Annotated in this window: 11 protein-coding genes; 4 read left to right on the forward strand and 7 right to left on the reverse strand. The window is 56.0% G+C overall.

Annotated features, from left to right (window positions below; translation table 11 throughout):
* Positions 1–199 precede the first annotated feature (199 nt).
* Together ACTQY5_RS05640 and ACTQY5_RS05645 are read left to right on the forward strand one after the other, a co-directional pair.
* Positions 200–967: an AzlC family ABC transporter permease gene (locus ACTQY5_RS05640; protein ID WP_374047554.1), complete on the forward strand. Its 768-nt coding sequence runs from the start codon at positions 200–202 to the stop codon at positions 965–967.
* Positions 964–1,296 carry a branched-chain amino acid transporter permease gene (locus ACTQY5_RS05645; RefSeq protein WP_022487710.1) on the forward strand — a complete coding sequence of 111 codons (333 nt, stop codon included), beginning with the start codon at positions 964–966 and terminating at the stop codon, positions 1,294–1,296. The genes ACTQY5_RS05640 and ACTQY5_RS05645 overlap by 4 nt, the downstream gene beginning before the upstream one ends.
* Before the next feature lie 205 nt (positions 1,297–1,501).
* On the opposite strand, the gene ACTQY5_RS05650 is transcribed toward ACTQY5_RS05645, so the two are convergent.
* The 4 genes from ACTQY5_RS05650 to ACTQY5_RS05665 form a co-directional block, all read right to left on the reverse strand.
* The gene (locus ACTQY5_RS05650; RefSeq protein ID WP_279127995.1) at positions 1,502–2,053 is read right to left on the reverse strand and encodes a phosphoribosyltransferase family protein; all 552 of its coding nucleotides are present in this window, start codon (positions 2,051–2,053) and stop codon (positions 1,502–1,504) included.
* Between the two features lie 147 nt (positions 2,054–2,200).
* Positions 2,201–2,434 (reverse strand): hypothetical protein, encoded by a 234-nt coding sequence (locus ACTQY5_RS05655; protein ID WP_229778420.1) that lies wholly within the window; start codon positions 2,432–2,434, stop codon positions 2,201–2,203.
* A 133-nt stretch (positions 2,435–2,567) separates the two neighbouring features.
* Positions 2,568–4,676: an RNA degradosome polyphosphate kinase gene (locus ACTQY5_RS05660; RefSeq protein WP_154487872.1), complete on the reverse strand. Its 2,109-nt coding sequence runs from the start codon at positions 4,674–4,676 to the stop codon at positions 2,568–2,570.
* The gene (locus tag ACTQY5_RS05665) at positions 4,676–6,235 is read right to left on the reverse strand and encodes a Ppx/GppA phosphatase family protein (protein WP_154487857.1); all 1,560 of its coding nucleotides are present in this window, start codon (positions 6,233–6,235) and stop codon (positions 4,676–4,678) included. Before ACTQY5_RS05665 ends, ACTQY5_RS05660 begins: the two co-directional genes overlap by 1 nt.
* A 154-nt stretch (positions 6,236–6,389) precedes the next feature.
* On the opposite strand from ACTQY5_RS05665, the gene ACTQY5_RS05670 reads away from it, so the two are divergent.
* The gene (locus tag ACTQY5_RS05670) at positions 6,390–7,919 is read left to right on the forward strand and encodes a Ppx/GppA phosphatase family protein (protein ID WP_154487858.1); all 1,530 of its coding nucleotides are present in this window, start codon (positions 6,390–6,392) and stop codon (positions 7,917–7,919) included.
* Between the two features lie 67 nt (positions 7,920–7,986).
* Here ACTQY5_RS05670 and ACTQY5_RS05675 read toward each other — a convergent pair whose 3' ends face one another.
* A complete protein-coding gene (locus ACTQY5_RS05675) occupies positions 7,987–9,582 on the reverse strand; it encodes a hypothetical protein (RefSeq protein WP_154487859.1) in 1,596 nt (531 codons plus the stop codon).
* Positions 9,583–9,687: 105 nt separating this feature from the next.
* Positions 9,688–11,580 (reverse strand): ATP-dependent zinc metalloprotease FtsH, encoded by a 1,893-nt coding sequence (gene ftsH / locus ACTQY5_RS05680; RefSeq protein WP_022487717.1) that lies wholly within the window; start codon positions 11,578–11,580, stop codon positions 9,688–9,690.
* 263 nt (positions 11,581–11,843) lie between these two features.
* Here ftsH and ACTQY5_RS05685 point away from each other — a divergent pair, with 263 nt between their 5' ends.
* A complete protein-coding gene (locus ACTQY5_RS05685) occupies positions 11,844–13,391 on the forward strand; it encodes an AbgT family transporter (protein WP_288310902.1) in 1,548 nt (515 codons plus the stop codon).
* Positions 13,392–13,738: 347 nt separating this feature from the next.
* Here the strand turns inward: ACTQY5_RS05685 and ACTQY5_RS05690 are convergent.
* Positions 13,739–13,920, reverse strand: a 182-nt coding sequence (locus ACTQY5_RS05690) for a hypothetical protein (protein WP_441368915.1), incomplete at its 5' end; no start/stop codon positions are given.

The following is a 13,920-nucleotide window of genomic DNA, read 5'->3' on the forward strand; positions in this document are numbered from 1 at the left end:
TACAATTATATGAAATATTGTATGGAGCATCAAGGGAATTTTCAGGATTTGTTTCCTATTTTAAAGAGCAATCGAAAAAATTCTCCGGTATGCCGTGAAGATTCCCTGTCAAAAAATTTTGTAATCCATACAATTTAGTCATTGATTGTACGGATTTTTAATGGTATGCTTGTGTTGCAAATGATACGAATTGGAGGTTATATCCGTGAAGCAAAGTACTGTTCCCTTCTCCCAGCCCTATGCTGTCCTGGTTCCCCAGCTGTCCCGTGACCGGCGGATCCAGGCCCTGCGCTGCGCCTTTCCCCACACCCTGCCCATCTTTGCCGGGTTCCTGTTCCTGGGACTCACCTATGGTGTCTACATGCATGCCGCCGGTTTTCCCTTCTGGTACCCCATGTTCATGAGCCTCCTGATTTTTTCCGGTTCCGTGGAATTTGTCCTGGTGAACCTGATGGTGGGAGTCTTCGATCCGGCCCAGGTCTTTCTGGTAAGCCTGATGATCAATGCCCGGCATCTTTTCTACGGGATCTCCATGCTGGACCGGTACAAAGGCACCGGCTGGAAAAAGCTGTACCTGATCTTCGGCCTCTGTGATGAGACCTTTTCCATCAACTACACCGCCCGGATCCCGGAGAACGTGGACCGGGGCTGGTTCATGTTCTTCATCACCTTCCTGAACCACATGTACTGGTTCCTGGGAGCCACCCTGGGAGGTCTGTTCGGAGGCTGCATCCGGTTCAACACCCAGGGTCTGGGCTTTGTGCTCACCGCCATGTTCGTGGTGATTTTCCTGGAACAGTGGCTGAAGGAAAAAAGCCATGTAAGCTCCCTGTTGGGACTGGGGATCTCCCTGGTGATGCTGAACCTGGCCGGTCCCAAGCACTTTATCCTGCCGGCCCTGGGCGCCATCCTGTCCCTTTTGCTGCTGCTCCAGGAGAACCTGGAGAAGAAAGGAGCCCGGCCATGAGTTTTCTCCAGCATCTTGCCATCCTGGTGCTGGCCGTAATCAGCACCCAGCTCACCCGTTTCCTGCCCTTCCTTCTGTTCCCGGCAGGGAAACCCACCCCGGCCCGGGTCCGCTACCTGGGCACGGTGCTGCCTTCAGCGGTGTTCGGCCTGCTGGTGATCTACTGTCTCAAGGATGTGTCCTTCACCACCGGCACCCACGGTCTCCCGGAACTGACCGGCATCGCCGTAGTGGTGCTCCTCCACCTGTGGAAGCGCCAGTTCCTGCTGTCCATGGCAGGGGGAACGCTGTGGTATATGGTGATGGTGCAGATGGGGGCCTTCACCTGAATGAAGGCCCCCATCGTGGTCAATTGTCAATGGTCAATGGCCCAATGACAAAATTTGCAAGCAAATTTTTAATTAACATTTAAAAATATAATCGCTGCTATATCAGACACAATATGGATTTTGCATAATAAAAGAACCCGTCCACTCAGGCGGGTTCTTTCCTTTAGCCATTGACATTTGACCATTGACCATTGACAGACCAACTTTATTCCGCCTTAAACAGCGGCAGATTGGCCAGTACGGTAATGTCCTTCCGGCCGATGGAATCTCCTTCGGCCAGGATGGCCATTTTTCCGTTCAGGGTGCCCCCGGCTTTGGCCACCAGTTCTTCCAGAGCCTTCATGGAGCCTCCGGTGCTGATCACGTCGTCCACCAGCGTCACCTTGTGGCCCCGGACCCGTTCAATGTCCTCATCCTGGAGGCAGAGCATCTGCTTGCCCTGGGTGGTGATGGATTCGTCCTCCACCACCAGAGGATGTTCCATATAGGCCTTGATGGATTTCCGGGCCACAATGTACCGGGGCATCCCCAGGATCCGGGCCATGGCCTGGACCAGGGGGATTCCCTTGGTTTCCGCCGCCATCAGGATATCTGTATCCGCCGGAACCTTTTTGGCCAGTTCCGCTGCGGTCTTTTCCACGATTTCCGTATCCCCCAGGATCACGAACCCGGCAATAGCCAGGGAATCCGAAATATTGATTACCGGCAGGGACCGTTTCACCCCTGCCACTTCCAGTTCATAATACCGTTTTGCCACCTTGGCACCCTCCCCGTTTTTTTCCTGCATTTTCCATTTATCCACAGGCTGGATGGCCGTTTTTTCCCGGTTTTCCCCCTGTCAGGACAATGTTATCCACATTATCCACAACACAAATGTTCATAAGTGGATAACTCTGTGTATAACTTACAGATCGTTGGTCATCCGGGGCGGCATGCTCCATTCCACCAGCACTCCGGTATTCACCCACAGACGGGTCAGGGCCTGCTGGCAGTCCTGCCAGCTGCGGCTGGGATCCACGGTCACTTCTCCGAAATGGTAGGTGCATTCATCCGTAGGGACCTGGAGTTTCCGGGGGCCCTGGAGAAAATCCCGCACTTTCTGGGCTGCTGCTTCCTCATCTGGGATAAAGACTGTCATCTCATGGGTTTCTTCGTTGTAATCCAAATATCCGTAATGTCCATTATAGTTTAAGGTAACACTTTGCACTGCCATTTCTCGCACCGCACCTCTCTTTATGATAAGTCATTATATCACAAAAGAGGGCTCTCCGTCATTCTTCCTTGCGGACCATGGGCTTCAGCCGCTGTTCCATGGGCATGGATTTTTTCGGGGCATGGGATTTGGCCCGGTCCATCATGGCCGCCTGGACGCTGATCCGCTTCCGGCCGTGAGGATAGGCCCGGCGCCAGGTACCGTTGGCCAGCATCACATGGGCCCCCACATTGTCCTTCAGGCACAGATCCAGGAATTCCTTCACCCGGTCGATGTGAGCCTTCCGTTCCACCGGGAACAGCAGTTCCACCCGGTCGTTCAGGTTCCGGGGCATCATGTCCGCACTGGACAGGTACAGTTCCTCACTGCCGTTGTTGGCAAAATAATACACCCGGCTGTGTTCCAGGAAGCGGCCGATAATGGACCGTACGGTGATGTTCTCGCTGACGCCCTTGATTCCCGGCCGCAGGCCGCAGATCCCCCGGACAATCAGGTCGATCTTCACCCCGGCCTGGGAGGCTTCGTAGAACTTCCGGATCACCGGCTGGTCGATCAGGGAATTCATCTTGGCGGCGATGTACCCGGTGCCCCCGTTCTTCACATGGGCGATTTCCCGGTCCACCAGTTCATAGATCTTTTCCCGGAGCCCGATGGGCGCCATCACCAGCTTGTTGAACACCGGCGGTTCCGAATAACCGCTGAGCACGTTGAAGAAGGCGGAGGCATCCTGGCCATACTGGTCGTTGGCGGTCAGCAGCCCCAGGTCCGTATAGAGCTTGGCGGTCTTGTCGTTGTAGTTCCCGGTGCCCAGGTGCACATACCGTTTGATCCCGTCCTCTTCCTTCCGGACGATCAGGATGATCTTGGAATGGGTCTTCAGGCCCATGAGCCCGTAAATCACGTGGCAGCCGGCTTTTTCCAGCCGCCGGGCCCAGACGATGTTGTTCTCTTCGTCGAACCGGGCCTTCAGTTCCACCAGGGCAGTGACCTGCTTGCCGTTTTCCGCCGCCCGGGCCAGCGCCGCCACCAGGGGAGAATTGCCGCTGACCCGGTACAGGGTCTGTTTGATGGCCAGCACCTGGGGATCGTCCGCCGCCTGGGCCACCAGCTTTACAATGGGATCGAAGCTTTCATAGGGATGGTGGAGCAGGATGTCATGTTCCCGGATTTTTCCGAACAGGTCGTCATAATCCGGCAGCTCTTCCGGCTGCTGCCCGGTGTAGGGAGTGAATTTCCACTGGTCCATCCCCGGCTGGTCGATGAACCTGTTCAGGAAGGTCAGGTCCAGAGGTCCCTGGATCTCATACACATCCCGGGGTTCCAGATCCAGGTTCTTTACCAGGAAATCCTTCAGGTACTTGTCGTCGGTGGCGTTGATTTCCAGCCGCACCGCAGCCCCCCGTTTCCGTTTCCGCAGGGACCGTTCGATTTCCTTCATCAGGTCCTGGGTGGCGTCTTCCTCCACTTCCAGGTCGCTGTCCCGGGTGATCCGGAAGAGCACCATGTCCACAATGGTGAGTCCCTTGAACAGATCCTGGCAGTGTTCCATGATCAGGTCTTCCAGGAACACATAGGCCCGTTCCCCTTCCTTCCCCACCAGGGAAATGAACCGGGGCAGCACGGAAGGCACCTGGACGAAAGCGATTTTCTGTTCCCCCTTCTGGTCCCGGAGTTCCACCGCGATATTCAGGGACTTGTTGGCCAGGAAGGGAAAGGGCCGGGCCGCATCCACCGCCATGGGAGTCAGCACCGGGAAGACCATTTCCTGGTAGTAGTTTTCCAGTTCCCGGCGCTGGTCTTCAGTCACATCCTTCACCCGGAAGAACCGGATGGCATATTTCTCCAGCTCATTGATCAGAGCGAAGAAATACCGGTACTTCAGTTTCATCTGGTTGTGGGCGGAAAGGGCAATGTTCCGGAGCTGGTCCTCCACATTCATCCCGGCAGCATCCACATGGTCCATCCCGGCGGCTTTCTGTTCGATCAGGCCGGCCACCCGGACCATGAAGAATTCGTCCAGGTTGGAGGCGGAAATGGCCACGAACCGAAGCCGTTCCAAAAGGGGCAGGTTCCGCACCCCCGCTTCCCGCAGCACCCGCAGGTTGAACTTCAGCCAGCTCAGTTCCCGGTTCACGTAATACTCAGGTTTGTTCAGATCGATTTTCATCATTTTTCCTCTGCTTTCTCTAAAACCGGCCGCAGGCCGAAGACTTCCTCAAAGAAACTCCCCCGTTTGCTGAAAGTCCATTCCTCCAGAGCCAGGTTTTCCCGGCTCTTGGCCCGGACCCGCAGTTCGTTTCCCCGGATCACCACTTTGCAGTCCCGGATCTTCTGCCGGCCGCTGATGTCCAGGGAATCCGCCAGCCGGAGGATGCCGGCCAGCTTGGCCACCAGAGGCGGGATCCCGCTGCCGAAATCCTTGGGTTCGCTGCCCTCCAGTTCCGGCCGGTCCAGAGTGTACAGGTAGGAAATCTGGGCAATGGTGTGGCACTGTTCCACGCTGAAGCCCAACAGATCCGCGCTGTCGATCAAATAGTAGTTGTACCGGTCATAGGTCCGCATGGAGGCGTATTTCCCGATATTGTGCAGGTAGGCCGCCGCCCGGAGGAGGCTCTTGTCCTCCTGGTCCAGGCCCTGGGACGGCGCCAGGGCGTCAAAGAGCACGCAGCACATGTTTTCCACCCAGGCCGCATGGGGAGCGTCGTAGTGGAACCGGTTTCCGATGTTCCGGACCAGGCTCATCTGGATGTCCAGCATTTCTTCCAGGAACTGCTGATCCAGCTGCCGGGCAATGTAGAGGATCTTCATCCCGTCCACGAACCGGTCCACCGGCATAAGGATCTGCTGGGCCCGGGACATTTCCATCAGCAGCTGGCACAGGGTAATGGCTGGCAGGGCCACTTCCGTTTCTTCCGGGGTCAGGCTGAACAGCTTCTCCAGCTGGCTTTCTTTCAGATGGTGTACCCGGTGGTAGAAGGCTTTCACTTCATCCGCCGTTAAGGAAACATTTTCCTTCCGGGTCCGTTTCTTCCCGAACAGGTCCAGGAGCACCTGGCTTTCCGTACCAGTGAGCACCAGCATGCTGATGGTCTCGTTTTCCAGTTCTTCCGCCACCACGCCAATCCGGTCCTGGAGATATTCCTTCAGGGCCTGTTCAAAATGGATGCTGGACCGTTCATTCCGGGTAAACTGTTCCTTCAGCCGGACCAGCCCTACATGGAGGTTCTGCTGGAACTTCACTTCCCGGTCTTTCACATAGGTAAGACCCAGACCTCCGGAGGAAATGTCCGCCAGCAGCACCCCTTCCCGGGGCAGGGGCATTTTCCCATGGGTCTCCATGGTCCGCAGCAGGGACGCCATCTTGGTGTAGATTTCCCGGGACATGTTCACCACTTCGATCTGGAAGCCGGTCTTCACCAGCACCTGGTCCAGGAAATACTGCTGGTTCTCCGCTTCCCGGACAGCGGTAGTGGCCTGGAGGATATAGGATTTCACCCCGTACTCCCGCATCACCTGCCGGTACCCTTTCAGGATCTCCACAATCTGCAGCATGGTCCCAAAGGAGATCTTCCGGGTCTGGAAGGTTTCTTCCCCCAAACGGACCTTGCTGCGCAGCTCTGTAATGATCCGTATGTCATCCAGACCGGTGTATTCAATCAGCTGCATGGTGATGTTCTCTGAACCCAGATGGATCACCGCTGCTGACCGCAACTTTTTCTTAGCCATAAGTTCCTCCTTGCTTTGGGTATAACCCGGTTTGTCCTACCCTCTGTGTATCAATCGTGTTATACTATTTTTAGTTTAACACTTCTATTATAAGAAAAAAACAGTGTTCGCGGAGTATAGTTTTTTTATATACACGTGTGGATCGGGGGATTTTATGAAACGCATTGCCATTATCGACGTGGGGTCCAACTCGGCCCGTCTGGTGATCATGGAGATCCATGCTTCCAACGCCTGCAACCTGGTGTACAACCAGAAGGACCCGCTGCGGCTGGCCCTGAAAACGGACCGGAAAGGGTATCTGACGGAGGAAGCCTTCACTGCCACCACCAACTGTCTGAAGAATTTCGCCTCCATGTGCCGGATCTTCCACGCAGACGAAATCATCGCCGTGGCCACCGCCGCCATCCGGAACGCTCCCAACGGGGCCCGGCTGGCCAAGGCTGCTTCCCAGGCTTCCGGGATCAACCTGGAGATCATCTCCGGGAAAACCGAAGCCTATCTCAGCTATCTGGGCGTGATCAACACCATCGACGTAAAAGATGCGGTGATCTTCGACCTGGGGGGTGCTTCCACGGAAGTGATCCTGGTCCGGGACCGGAAGCTGGTGGACAGTGTCAGCCTGCCCATCGGCTGCGTGAACCTGACCAAGACCTTCAAGCTGAACAACACGGTGGATCCGGCCGCCCTGAACAAAATGCGCCGGGCCATCAACGACCAGATGCAGAAGGTTCCCTGGATTGCCGGCTGCGGCCTGCCTCTGGTAGGGGTGGGAGGCACCGCCCGTTCCGTAGGGAAGATCGAACAGAAACGGGCCAAATACTTCACCTCCAAACTCCACAATTACCAGTTCACCATCCAGGACTTCAAAGAATGGTACAAGACCCTGCCGGGCACTACCCTGGCCACCCGGCGGCGGATCCCCGGCCTGTCCAATGACCGGGCGGATGTGATCATTGCCGGTTCCTCCATCATCAAGGCCCTGGCAGACCGGAGCAAGGCCCGGAAGATGATTGTTTCCGGCTGCGGGCTCCGGGAAGGGCTGTTCTCCCAATACCTCCACGAACACACGGAACTGCCCCTCATTACCCCCAACATCCTGGAAACCGCCCGGGAAAACATGATCCATCTCTATTCCCCGGACGAAGACCACTGCCGGCTGGTGGCCAAATACGCCCTCCAGCTGTTCCAGGGCTGGCAGTCCCTCCACAAGCTGGAGCCGGCCCGGTGGGAACCTTTGCTGGAAACCGCCGCCCTGCTTCATGACATTGGCATCACCATCAACTACTACAACCACACCCGGCACAGCGGCTACCTGATCGAAAACGGCAAACTGTTCGGGCTGAACCATCTGGATGTGGTGTACACCGCCATCCTGGCCGCCTGGCACCACGGGGTGAACCGGGGCTATCTCCGGAACCGGCCTTACCGGAAGCTGATCCCGGAAATCGACATGAAACGGCTGAGCAACGCCGCTCTGCTCCTGGCCCTGGCGGAATGTCTGGATTACACCCAGACCGGGGCCATTGAAACCATCGAACCTGCCATCCTGAACGGAGGCGCTGTGCTCACCATCACCGCCACCCGGGCCCCCTCCGTAGAGCTCCAGCAGCTCCAGGCCATGACCAAGTGGTTCCGGAAGAACCTGGGATGTTCGCTGACGGTAGTTGTGAAGGAAATAGGATAAAAAAACGGGGCTGTTGCAAGAGCAACAGCCCCGTTGACAGAAATAGGGGGACTGCTTTGCAGTCCCCCTATTTCTGATGCTCATGGATCACGTCCAGGAAACTGGCGAAATCCATGGTCCTTTTTTTCAGCAGTACATCCACCCGCAGTTTCAGCAGGGGATGCTGGCTCATGTCCCTGGCTCTCAGCAGGGCCAGCCGCATCCGGGGTGACCAGTTCTTGTCCGGCCAGCTGTCCAGTACCCCCAGGGCCGTGCCCCGGCAGGAATCGTAAATGGAGGTCAGGGCCTTTTCCAGCAGGTCCTCCCCTTCCCCGGGATGTTCCTCCAGAGCCTGGAGCAGGGGCTCCATCACGTATTCCTCCTGAAGATACTCGTCTGCATGTTCCCGGGCGAACTTCATCACCCGGTTGAACCGCCGTTTATCCTGGGTATCCAGCAGGAACGGGTACAGCTCCGTCCGCCGGGGATCCTTCTTCAGCAGGTTCCACAATTCCCGGTGGATGTCCAGATCCAGGGCATAGGCCATATGGACCACGATCAGGTTCACCCGGCCGTCCGGTTCCAGCAGATTGGCCCTGATCTGGGGCAGCCAGTCCTGGGAGAACACCAGGGTTTCCAGCTCGCTGATCAGGATATGGCACTGGTTCATGGTCAGGTAATCCCAGCATTCATCCTCCACCATGGTCCGGAGCCCTTCCGCCATATTGATGAGGGCCGCTCCGTCCATCAGGTCGGTATGGTATTCCTGGGCATGCTTCAGGAACTTTTCCATTACCGAAAACAGGTCGATCACCGGCATCTTGTCATCTTCCGGTGCCTCCAGCTGCTGGAATCCCAACAGGAAGGCCAGGTAGTTCAGCAGGATATGGCTGATCCCCTGGAACTGGGGATGTTCCAGATGGGGTTCCGACAGAAGAGCCGGGATATTCACCCGGGAAAAGATCATCAGGGACACTGCCGGATAATCGATGGTCAGATCGCAGCCGTGGACCACCAGCCAGGCCTGGTCTTCCGGAGCAGCGAAATCATAGGCCTGCATGGCGCACAGCTTGCCCCAGCCGGAAGTGTGCTGGAGCATGTCCCACAAATCCTTCTGCTCCATCTGGTGGCTCAGTTCCAGCGCGTAGATCACAAAGCTGGTGAATTCCTCACACCGGGACAGGATCATCAGATCCTGTTTCAGCTGCCAGTTCACTGTCAAATCCTGCTCGTTGAGCATGTACAGACCGCAGATTACAATGGCCAGCTTCACCGTTTCCCGGCTGGAGGCTTCATACAGCCATTCCCGGGCCAGTTCCCACAAAGGCTGGGGAATCCGTTCCTCACTGAGGGCATCCACCAGGGATTCGTAGTAAAGGATGCATGGGGTGGAAGAAATCCCCATGTACAGCATGGTGGCATTTTCCGGGGTGGGATCTTCCGCATAGGCCCGAAGCACCTGGTAAATCTGGTCCCCTACCGGATTGGCCGCCTCTTCCGCCTGGCTGTTGCTGGCCAGATAGGCGTCGGCAGCACCAGGTTCCAGCAGCACATCGCTGTCCCCGGCCACCACCGCCCGGTCCTCCAGATTCTCCCGGGTAAAGAACCCGTCCTCATCCAGATTGCTTTTGATATAGTCAAAAATGCTTTTTCCCTGTTTCCAGGGTTTCGTGCGTGTTTCCATTTTTCTCATCCTGTTTCTCAAAGTTGTAGCATGATGCAGAGAACTCATTATAACATAGAAAAGAGGCTGTTGCACGTTTTGTGCAGCAGCCTCTTTTGTCCGCCGTCAAGCTTGAGGAGCATCGGTCGTTTCTGGAACGACGGATACTTCCACCGTCTCCGTTTCTTCCTGTTTCATGGTCCCGTGGAGAATGGCCATGAATTCGTCTCCGGTGATGGTTTCTTTCTTCAGCAGGTACTGAGCCAGTTCGTCCATTTTTTCCCGATGGGCTTCCAGGATCTCCCGGGCCTCTTTGTGAGCCTTCTTCACCACGGCGAACACCGCCTCGTCGATCCGGGCGGCCGTTTCCGGAGCACAGGCCAGGGAGGTATCCCCGCCCAGGTAGGCATTGTTCACTGTTTCCAGAGCCACCATGTCGAATTCATCGGTCATACCGAACCGGGTAATCATGGCCCGGGCCAGCTTGGTGGCCTGTTCAATGTCGTTTGAGGCACCGCTGGTTACCAGGTTGAACACCACTTCTTCCGCAGACCGTCCCCCGGTCAGGGTCACGATCTTGTTGTACAGTTCTTCCCGGCTCATGAGCACCTTTTCCTGGGTATCCACCTGCATGGTGTACCCCAGGGCCCCGGAGGTCCGGGGGATAATGGTAATCTTGTGGACCGGTGCCGAATCCTTCTGGCTGGCCGCCACCAGGGCATGGCCGATTTCGTGGTAGGCAATGACCTTCTTCTCTTCCGGAGAAATCACCGCACCCTTTCTCTGGGCCCCGGCAATGACCACTTCCACGCTCTCCTCCAGGTCTTCCTGGATCACTTCCGAACGGCCCATCCGTACCGCCCGGAGGGCAGCTTCGTTGACGATGTTGGCCAGTTCCGCCCCGGAGGCACCGCTGGTAGCCAGGGCGATGGTATGGAAGTCCACCTGGGGATCCATCTTCACATCATGGGAATGGACCTTCAGGATGGCTTCCCTTCCCTGAAGATCCGGCAGTTCCACCGGCACCCGCCGGTCGAACCGGCCCGGACGGAGCAGTGCCTTATCCAGCACTTCCGGCCGGTTGGTGGCCGCCAGGATGATGACCCCTTTGCTGCCGTCAAACCCGTCCATTTCAGACAGCAGCTGGTTCAGGGTCTGTTCCCGTTCGTCGTTGCTGCCGAAGGATCCGTTGTCCCGTTTTTTGCCGATGGCGTCGATTTCATCGATGAACACAATACAGGGTGCCTTTTCCTGGGCCTGTTTGAACAGATCCCGGACCCGGGCAGCCCCCATGCCCACGAACATTTCAATGAACTCAGAACCGGAGATAGAGAAGAAGGGCACCTTGGCTTCCCCGGCTACAGCCTTGGCCAGCAGGGTTTTCCCGGTGCCGGGAGGCCCCACCAGCAGCACCCCTTTGGGCATCACAGCCCCGATGGCTTTGTATTTGGAAGGGTTGTGCAGGTAATTGACGATTTCCTGGAGGGCTTCCTTGGCTTCATCCTGACCGGCCACATCCTTGAATGTCTTGCCGGTCTGGGCGGCAATGTACACCTTGGCATTGCTTTTGCCGAAACTCATCATGTTGCCCCCGCCCAATTTAGGCCCCAGGTACCGCATGATCAGCTGGCCGATTACCATAAACAGCAGGAAGGGCAGGATCCAGTTGTTGAAGAAGGACATAATGGGAGATTCCTGTTTGGGGATTACCTGGGAGAATTCCACCTTGGCCTTTACCAGCCGGCTGACCAGTTCCGGGTCATCCACCCGTCCCGTTACGTAAATCTGTTCCTTTCCATCCTGATTGCACAAAAGGGCAATCCGATCCTTGGTGATTTCCACCTTGGTGGCTTTTCCCTCATCCACCATGTTCAGGAAATTGGTATAGCTGACCTCATGGACTTTCGGCTGAAAGAACATGGGACTGATGACCGTATTGATAATCAGGATCAGCAAAATGGCTGCGATGTAATACAGTCTGACTCTCTTCGACTGCTTGTCCGGATTTTTGTCATCCATGATATTTTCATCCTTTCCGCAGGGGTTCTGCATGCTTTTCTATTGATTATAGCACAAACCATTGTGAAAAATAACAGAACTTGATTTTCCGTTTAATTTTCTGAGAGTTCTGTACCATTGTCCATTATTTACAGACATTTTTGTCTTTTTACCTTTCTTTTTTATTTACTTTTTGTTAAAATAGTCATAGTATTCAGTCCGTTATGCTTTTTGACCGTACCCAACCTGCACCGTTTTATTTCACTCAAAAGGAGGCACCATCCATGTCCAACGCAACCCAGAAGAAAAATCCCCAGGAAATCGGAGGTTTCCTGAGAGGGGTGGAAATCATCGGCAACAAACTGCCCCACCCTGCGATCCTTTTCTTCATTCTCTCCCTGATTGTCGTCGTCATTTCCCATTTTGCCGCATCCCAGGGCCTGACCGTCACCTATTTTGACGCCAGGGCCAAGGCGGAAGTCACCAAAAAAGCCGTCTCTCTGCTGAACGCGGAAGGGCTCCGGTACATGTTCGACACCGCCACCAAAAACTACACCGGATTCGCTCCTCTGGGCACCGTTCTGGTGGCCATGCTGGGGGTAGGGGTAGCCGAATGGTCCGGCCTGTTCAACACCTCCCTGAAAAAACTGCTGATGAATGCCAACCCCAAATTTCTCACCCCCATTGTGGTGTTCGCCGGGGTTATGTCCAACATCGCCTCTGATGCCGGATACGTGATCGTAGTCCCCATCGGAGCCATGATCTTCGCCATGGCAGGACGCCATCCCCTGGCCGGCATGGCCGCCGCCTTCGCCGGGGTATCCGGAGGCTTCTCCGCCAACCTGCTGATCGGAACCACCGATCCCCTGCTCACCGGGATCACCAACCAGGCCCTGATCGCCGCCGGCATTGACATGGTCCTGGATCCCACCTGCAACTGGTACTTCCTGGCCGCCTCCACGGTGCTGCTGACCATTGTAGGCACCTTTGTCACCGACAAAATCGTGGAAAAGAACCTGGGCACTTACACTGGAATCTACAAATCGGACAACCAGCCCATCACCCCTCTGGAAAACAAAGCCCTGAACTGGGCCACCCTGGCACTGCTGGTTTATGTGGCCCTGATGGCGGTGCTCATGTTCCCGGAAAACGCCGTATTCCGCACCCTGGAAAAAGCCACCGGGGAGTACACCCTGAAAGCCTTCATGCACAACGGCCTGATTCCCGCCATCCTGCTTCTGTTCCTGATTCCAGGCCTGGTGTACGGAAAGATTGTGGGAAAGATCAACACTTCCCATGACCTGGTGGCCGCCATGACCGCCGCCATGAAATCCCTCAGCGGATACATGGTTCTGGCCTTCTTCGCTTCCCAGTTCATCGCCTACTTCGGCAAGACCAACCTGGGGCTTATCGTTTCCTTCAAGGGAGCCGATGCCCTGGAAGCCGCCGGCCTTACCGGTCTGCCTCTCATTATCCTGTTCATCTTTCTGTCCGCCTTCCTGAACCTGTTCATGGGATCCGCCTCTGCCAAATGGGCCATTATGGCGCCCATCTTCGTGCCCATGATGTACCGGCTGGGCCTGTCCCCGGCTCTTACCCAGGTAGCCTACCGGATCGGGGACTCCTCCACCAACATCATCACCCCTCTCATGAGCTATTTCGCCATGATTGTGGTGTTCATGCAGAAGTACAAGGAAGACGCCGGACTGGGAACCCTGATCTCCATGATGCTCCCCTATTCCATCACCTTCCTGATCACCTGGAGCCTGCTCATGAGCGTCTGGATCCTCCTGGGCCTGCCTGTAGGGCCGGGAGCCGGACTGTTCCTGTAAGAAAGTGCATAACGGACGTAACAGAGGGTCTGCTGCGGATGCAGCAGACCCTCTGTTGGTCAAAGGCATAAACCCGCCGAATGGCGAGTTTCTTCGATTCAGGACGCAGCCGGTGCTGCTAACCCACCACCCATGCTGTGCATGGATACCCCCGCCCTTGAAAAGGGCGGATAACAGGCACGCGGGCAGTGCCCTTGTGCCTGAAAGCAAGGGCGTAAGCCCCAGCGTATATCCGCCCTTTTCAAGGGCGGGGGACCGTTGCGCCTGTGCAATGGTGGTGGGTTAGCAGCCCACAGGCTGCGTTTCCCTTCGGAGAAACCCACCAGGAGCAGGTTTCCTCCATTTTTTTATTTAAAAGAACCCGTCAGCCACGGGTTCTTTCCAACGGCCAGTGACCAGTGACCGTTGACCAGTGACAAAAAAAATTCCGCATCCATCAGATGCGGAATTTTCCTAACCGGCAGCTCCCTATCCTCCCGGACCGTTTCCAGTCGAGTACTTTCGGCGTATAAGGGCTTAACTGCTGTGT

The organism is Acidaminococcus sp. HCP3S3_H5, from assembly GCF_052122235.1.
Classification (GTDB): Bacteria; Bacillota; Negativicutes; order Acidaminococcales; family Acidaminococcaceae; genus Acidaminococcus.

What these genes read in the sequence shown, in the direction of transcription:
- ACTQY5_RS05685 (WP_288310902.1), top strand. Translation starts at nt 11,844, where the DNA reads ATGTCCAACGCAACCCAGAAGAAAAATCCCCAGGAAATCGGAGGTTTC.
- ACTQY5_RS05645 (WP_022487710.1), top strand. Translation starts at nt 964, where the DNA reads ATGAGTTTTCTCCAGCATCTTGCCATCCTGGTGCTGGCCGTAATCAGC.
- ACTQY5_RS05660 (WP_154487872.1), bottom strand. Translation starts at nt 4,676, where the DNA reads ATGAAAATCGATCTGAACAAACCTGAGTATTACGTGAACCGGGAACTG.
- ACTQY5_RS05670 (WP_154487858.1), top strand. Translation starts at nt 6,390, where the DNA reads ATGAAACGCATTGCCATTATCGACGTGGGGTCCAACTCGGCCCGTCTG.
- ACTQY5_RS05665 (WP_154487857.1), bottom strand. Translation starts at nt 6,235, where the DNA reads ATGGCTAAGAAAAAGTTGCGGTCAGCAGCGGTGATCCATCTGGGTTCA.
- ftsH (WP_022487717.1), bottom strand. Translation starts at nt 11,580, where the DNA reads ATGGATGACAAAAATCCGGACAAGCAGTCGAAGAGAGTCAGACTGTAT.
- ACTQY5_RS05655 (WP_229778420.1), bottom strand. Translation starts at nt 2,434, where the DNA reads ATGACAGTCTTTATCCCAGATGAGGAAGCAGCAGCCCAGAAAGTGCGG.
- ACTQY5_RS05675 (WP_154487859.1), bottom strand. Translation starts at nt 9,582, where the DNA reads ATGGAAACACGCACGAAACCCTGGAAACAGGGAAAAAGCATTTTTGAC.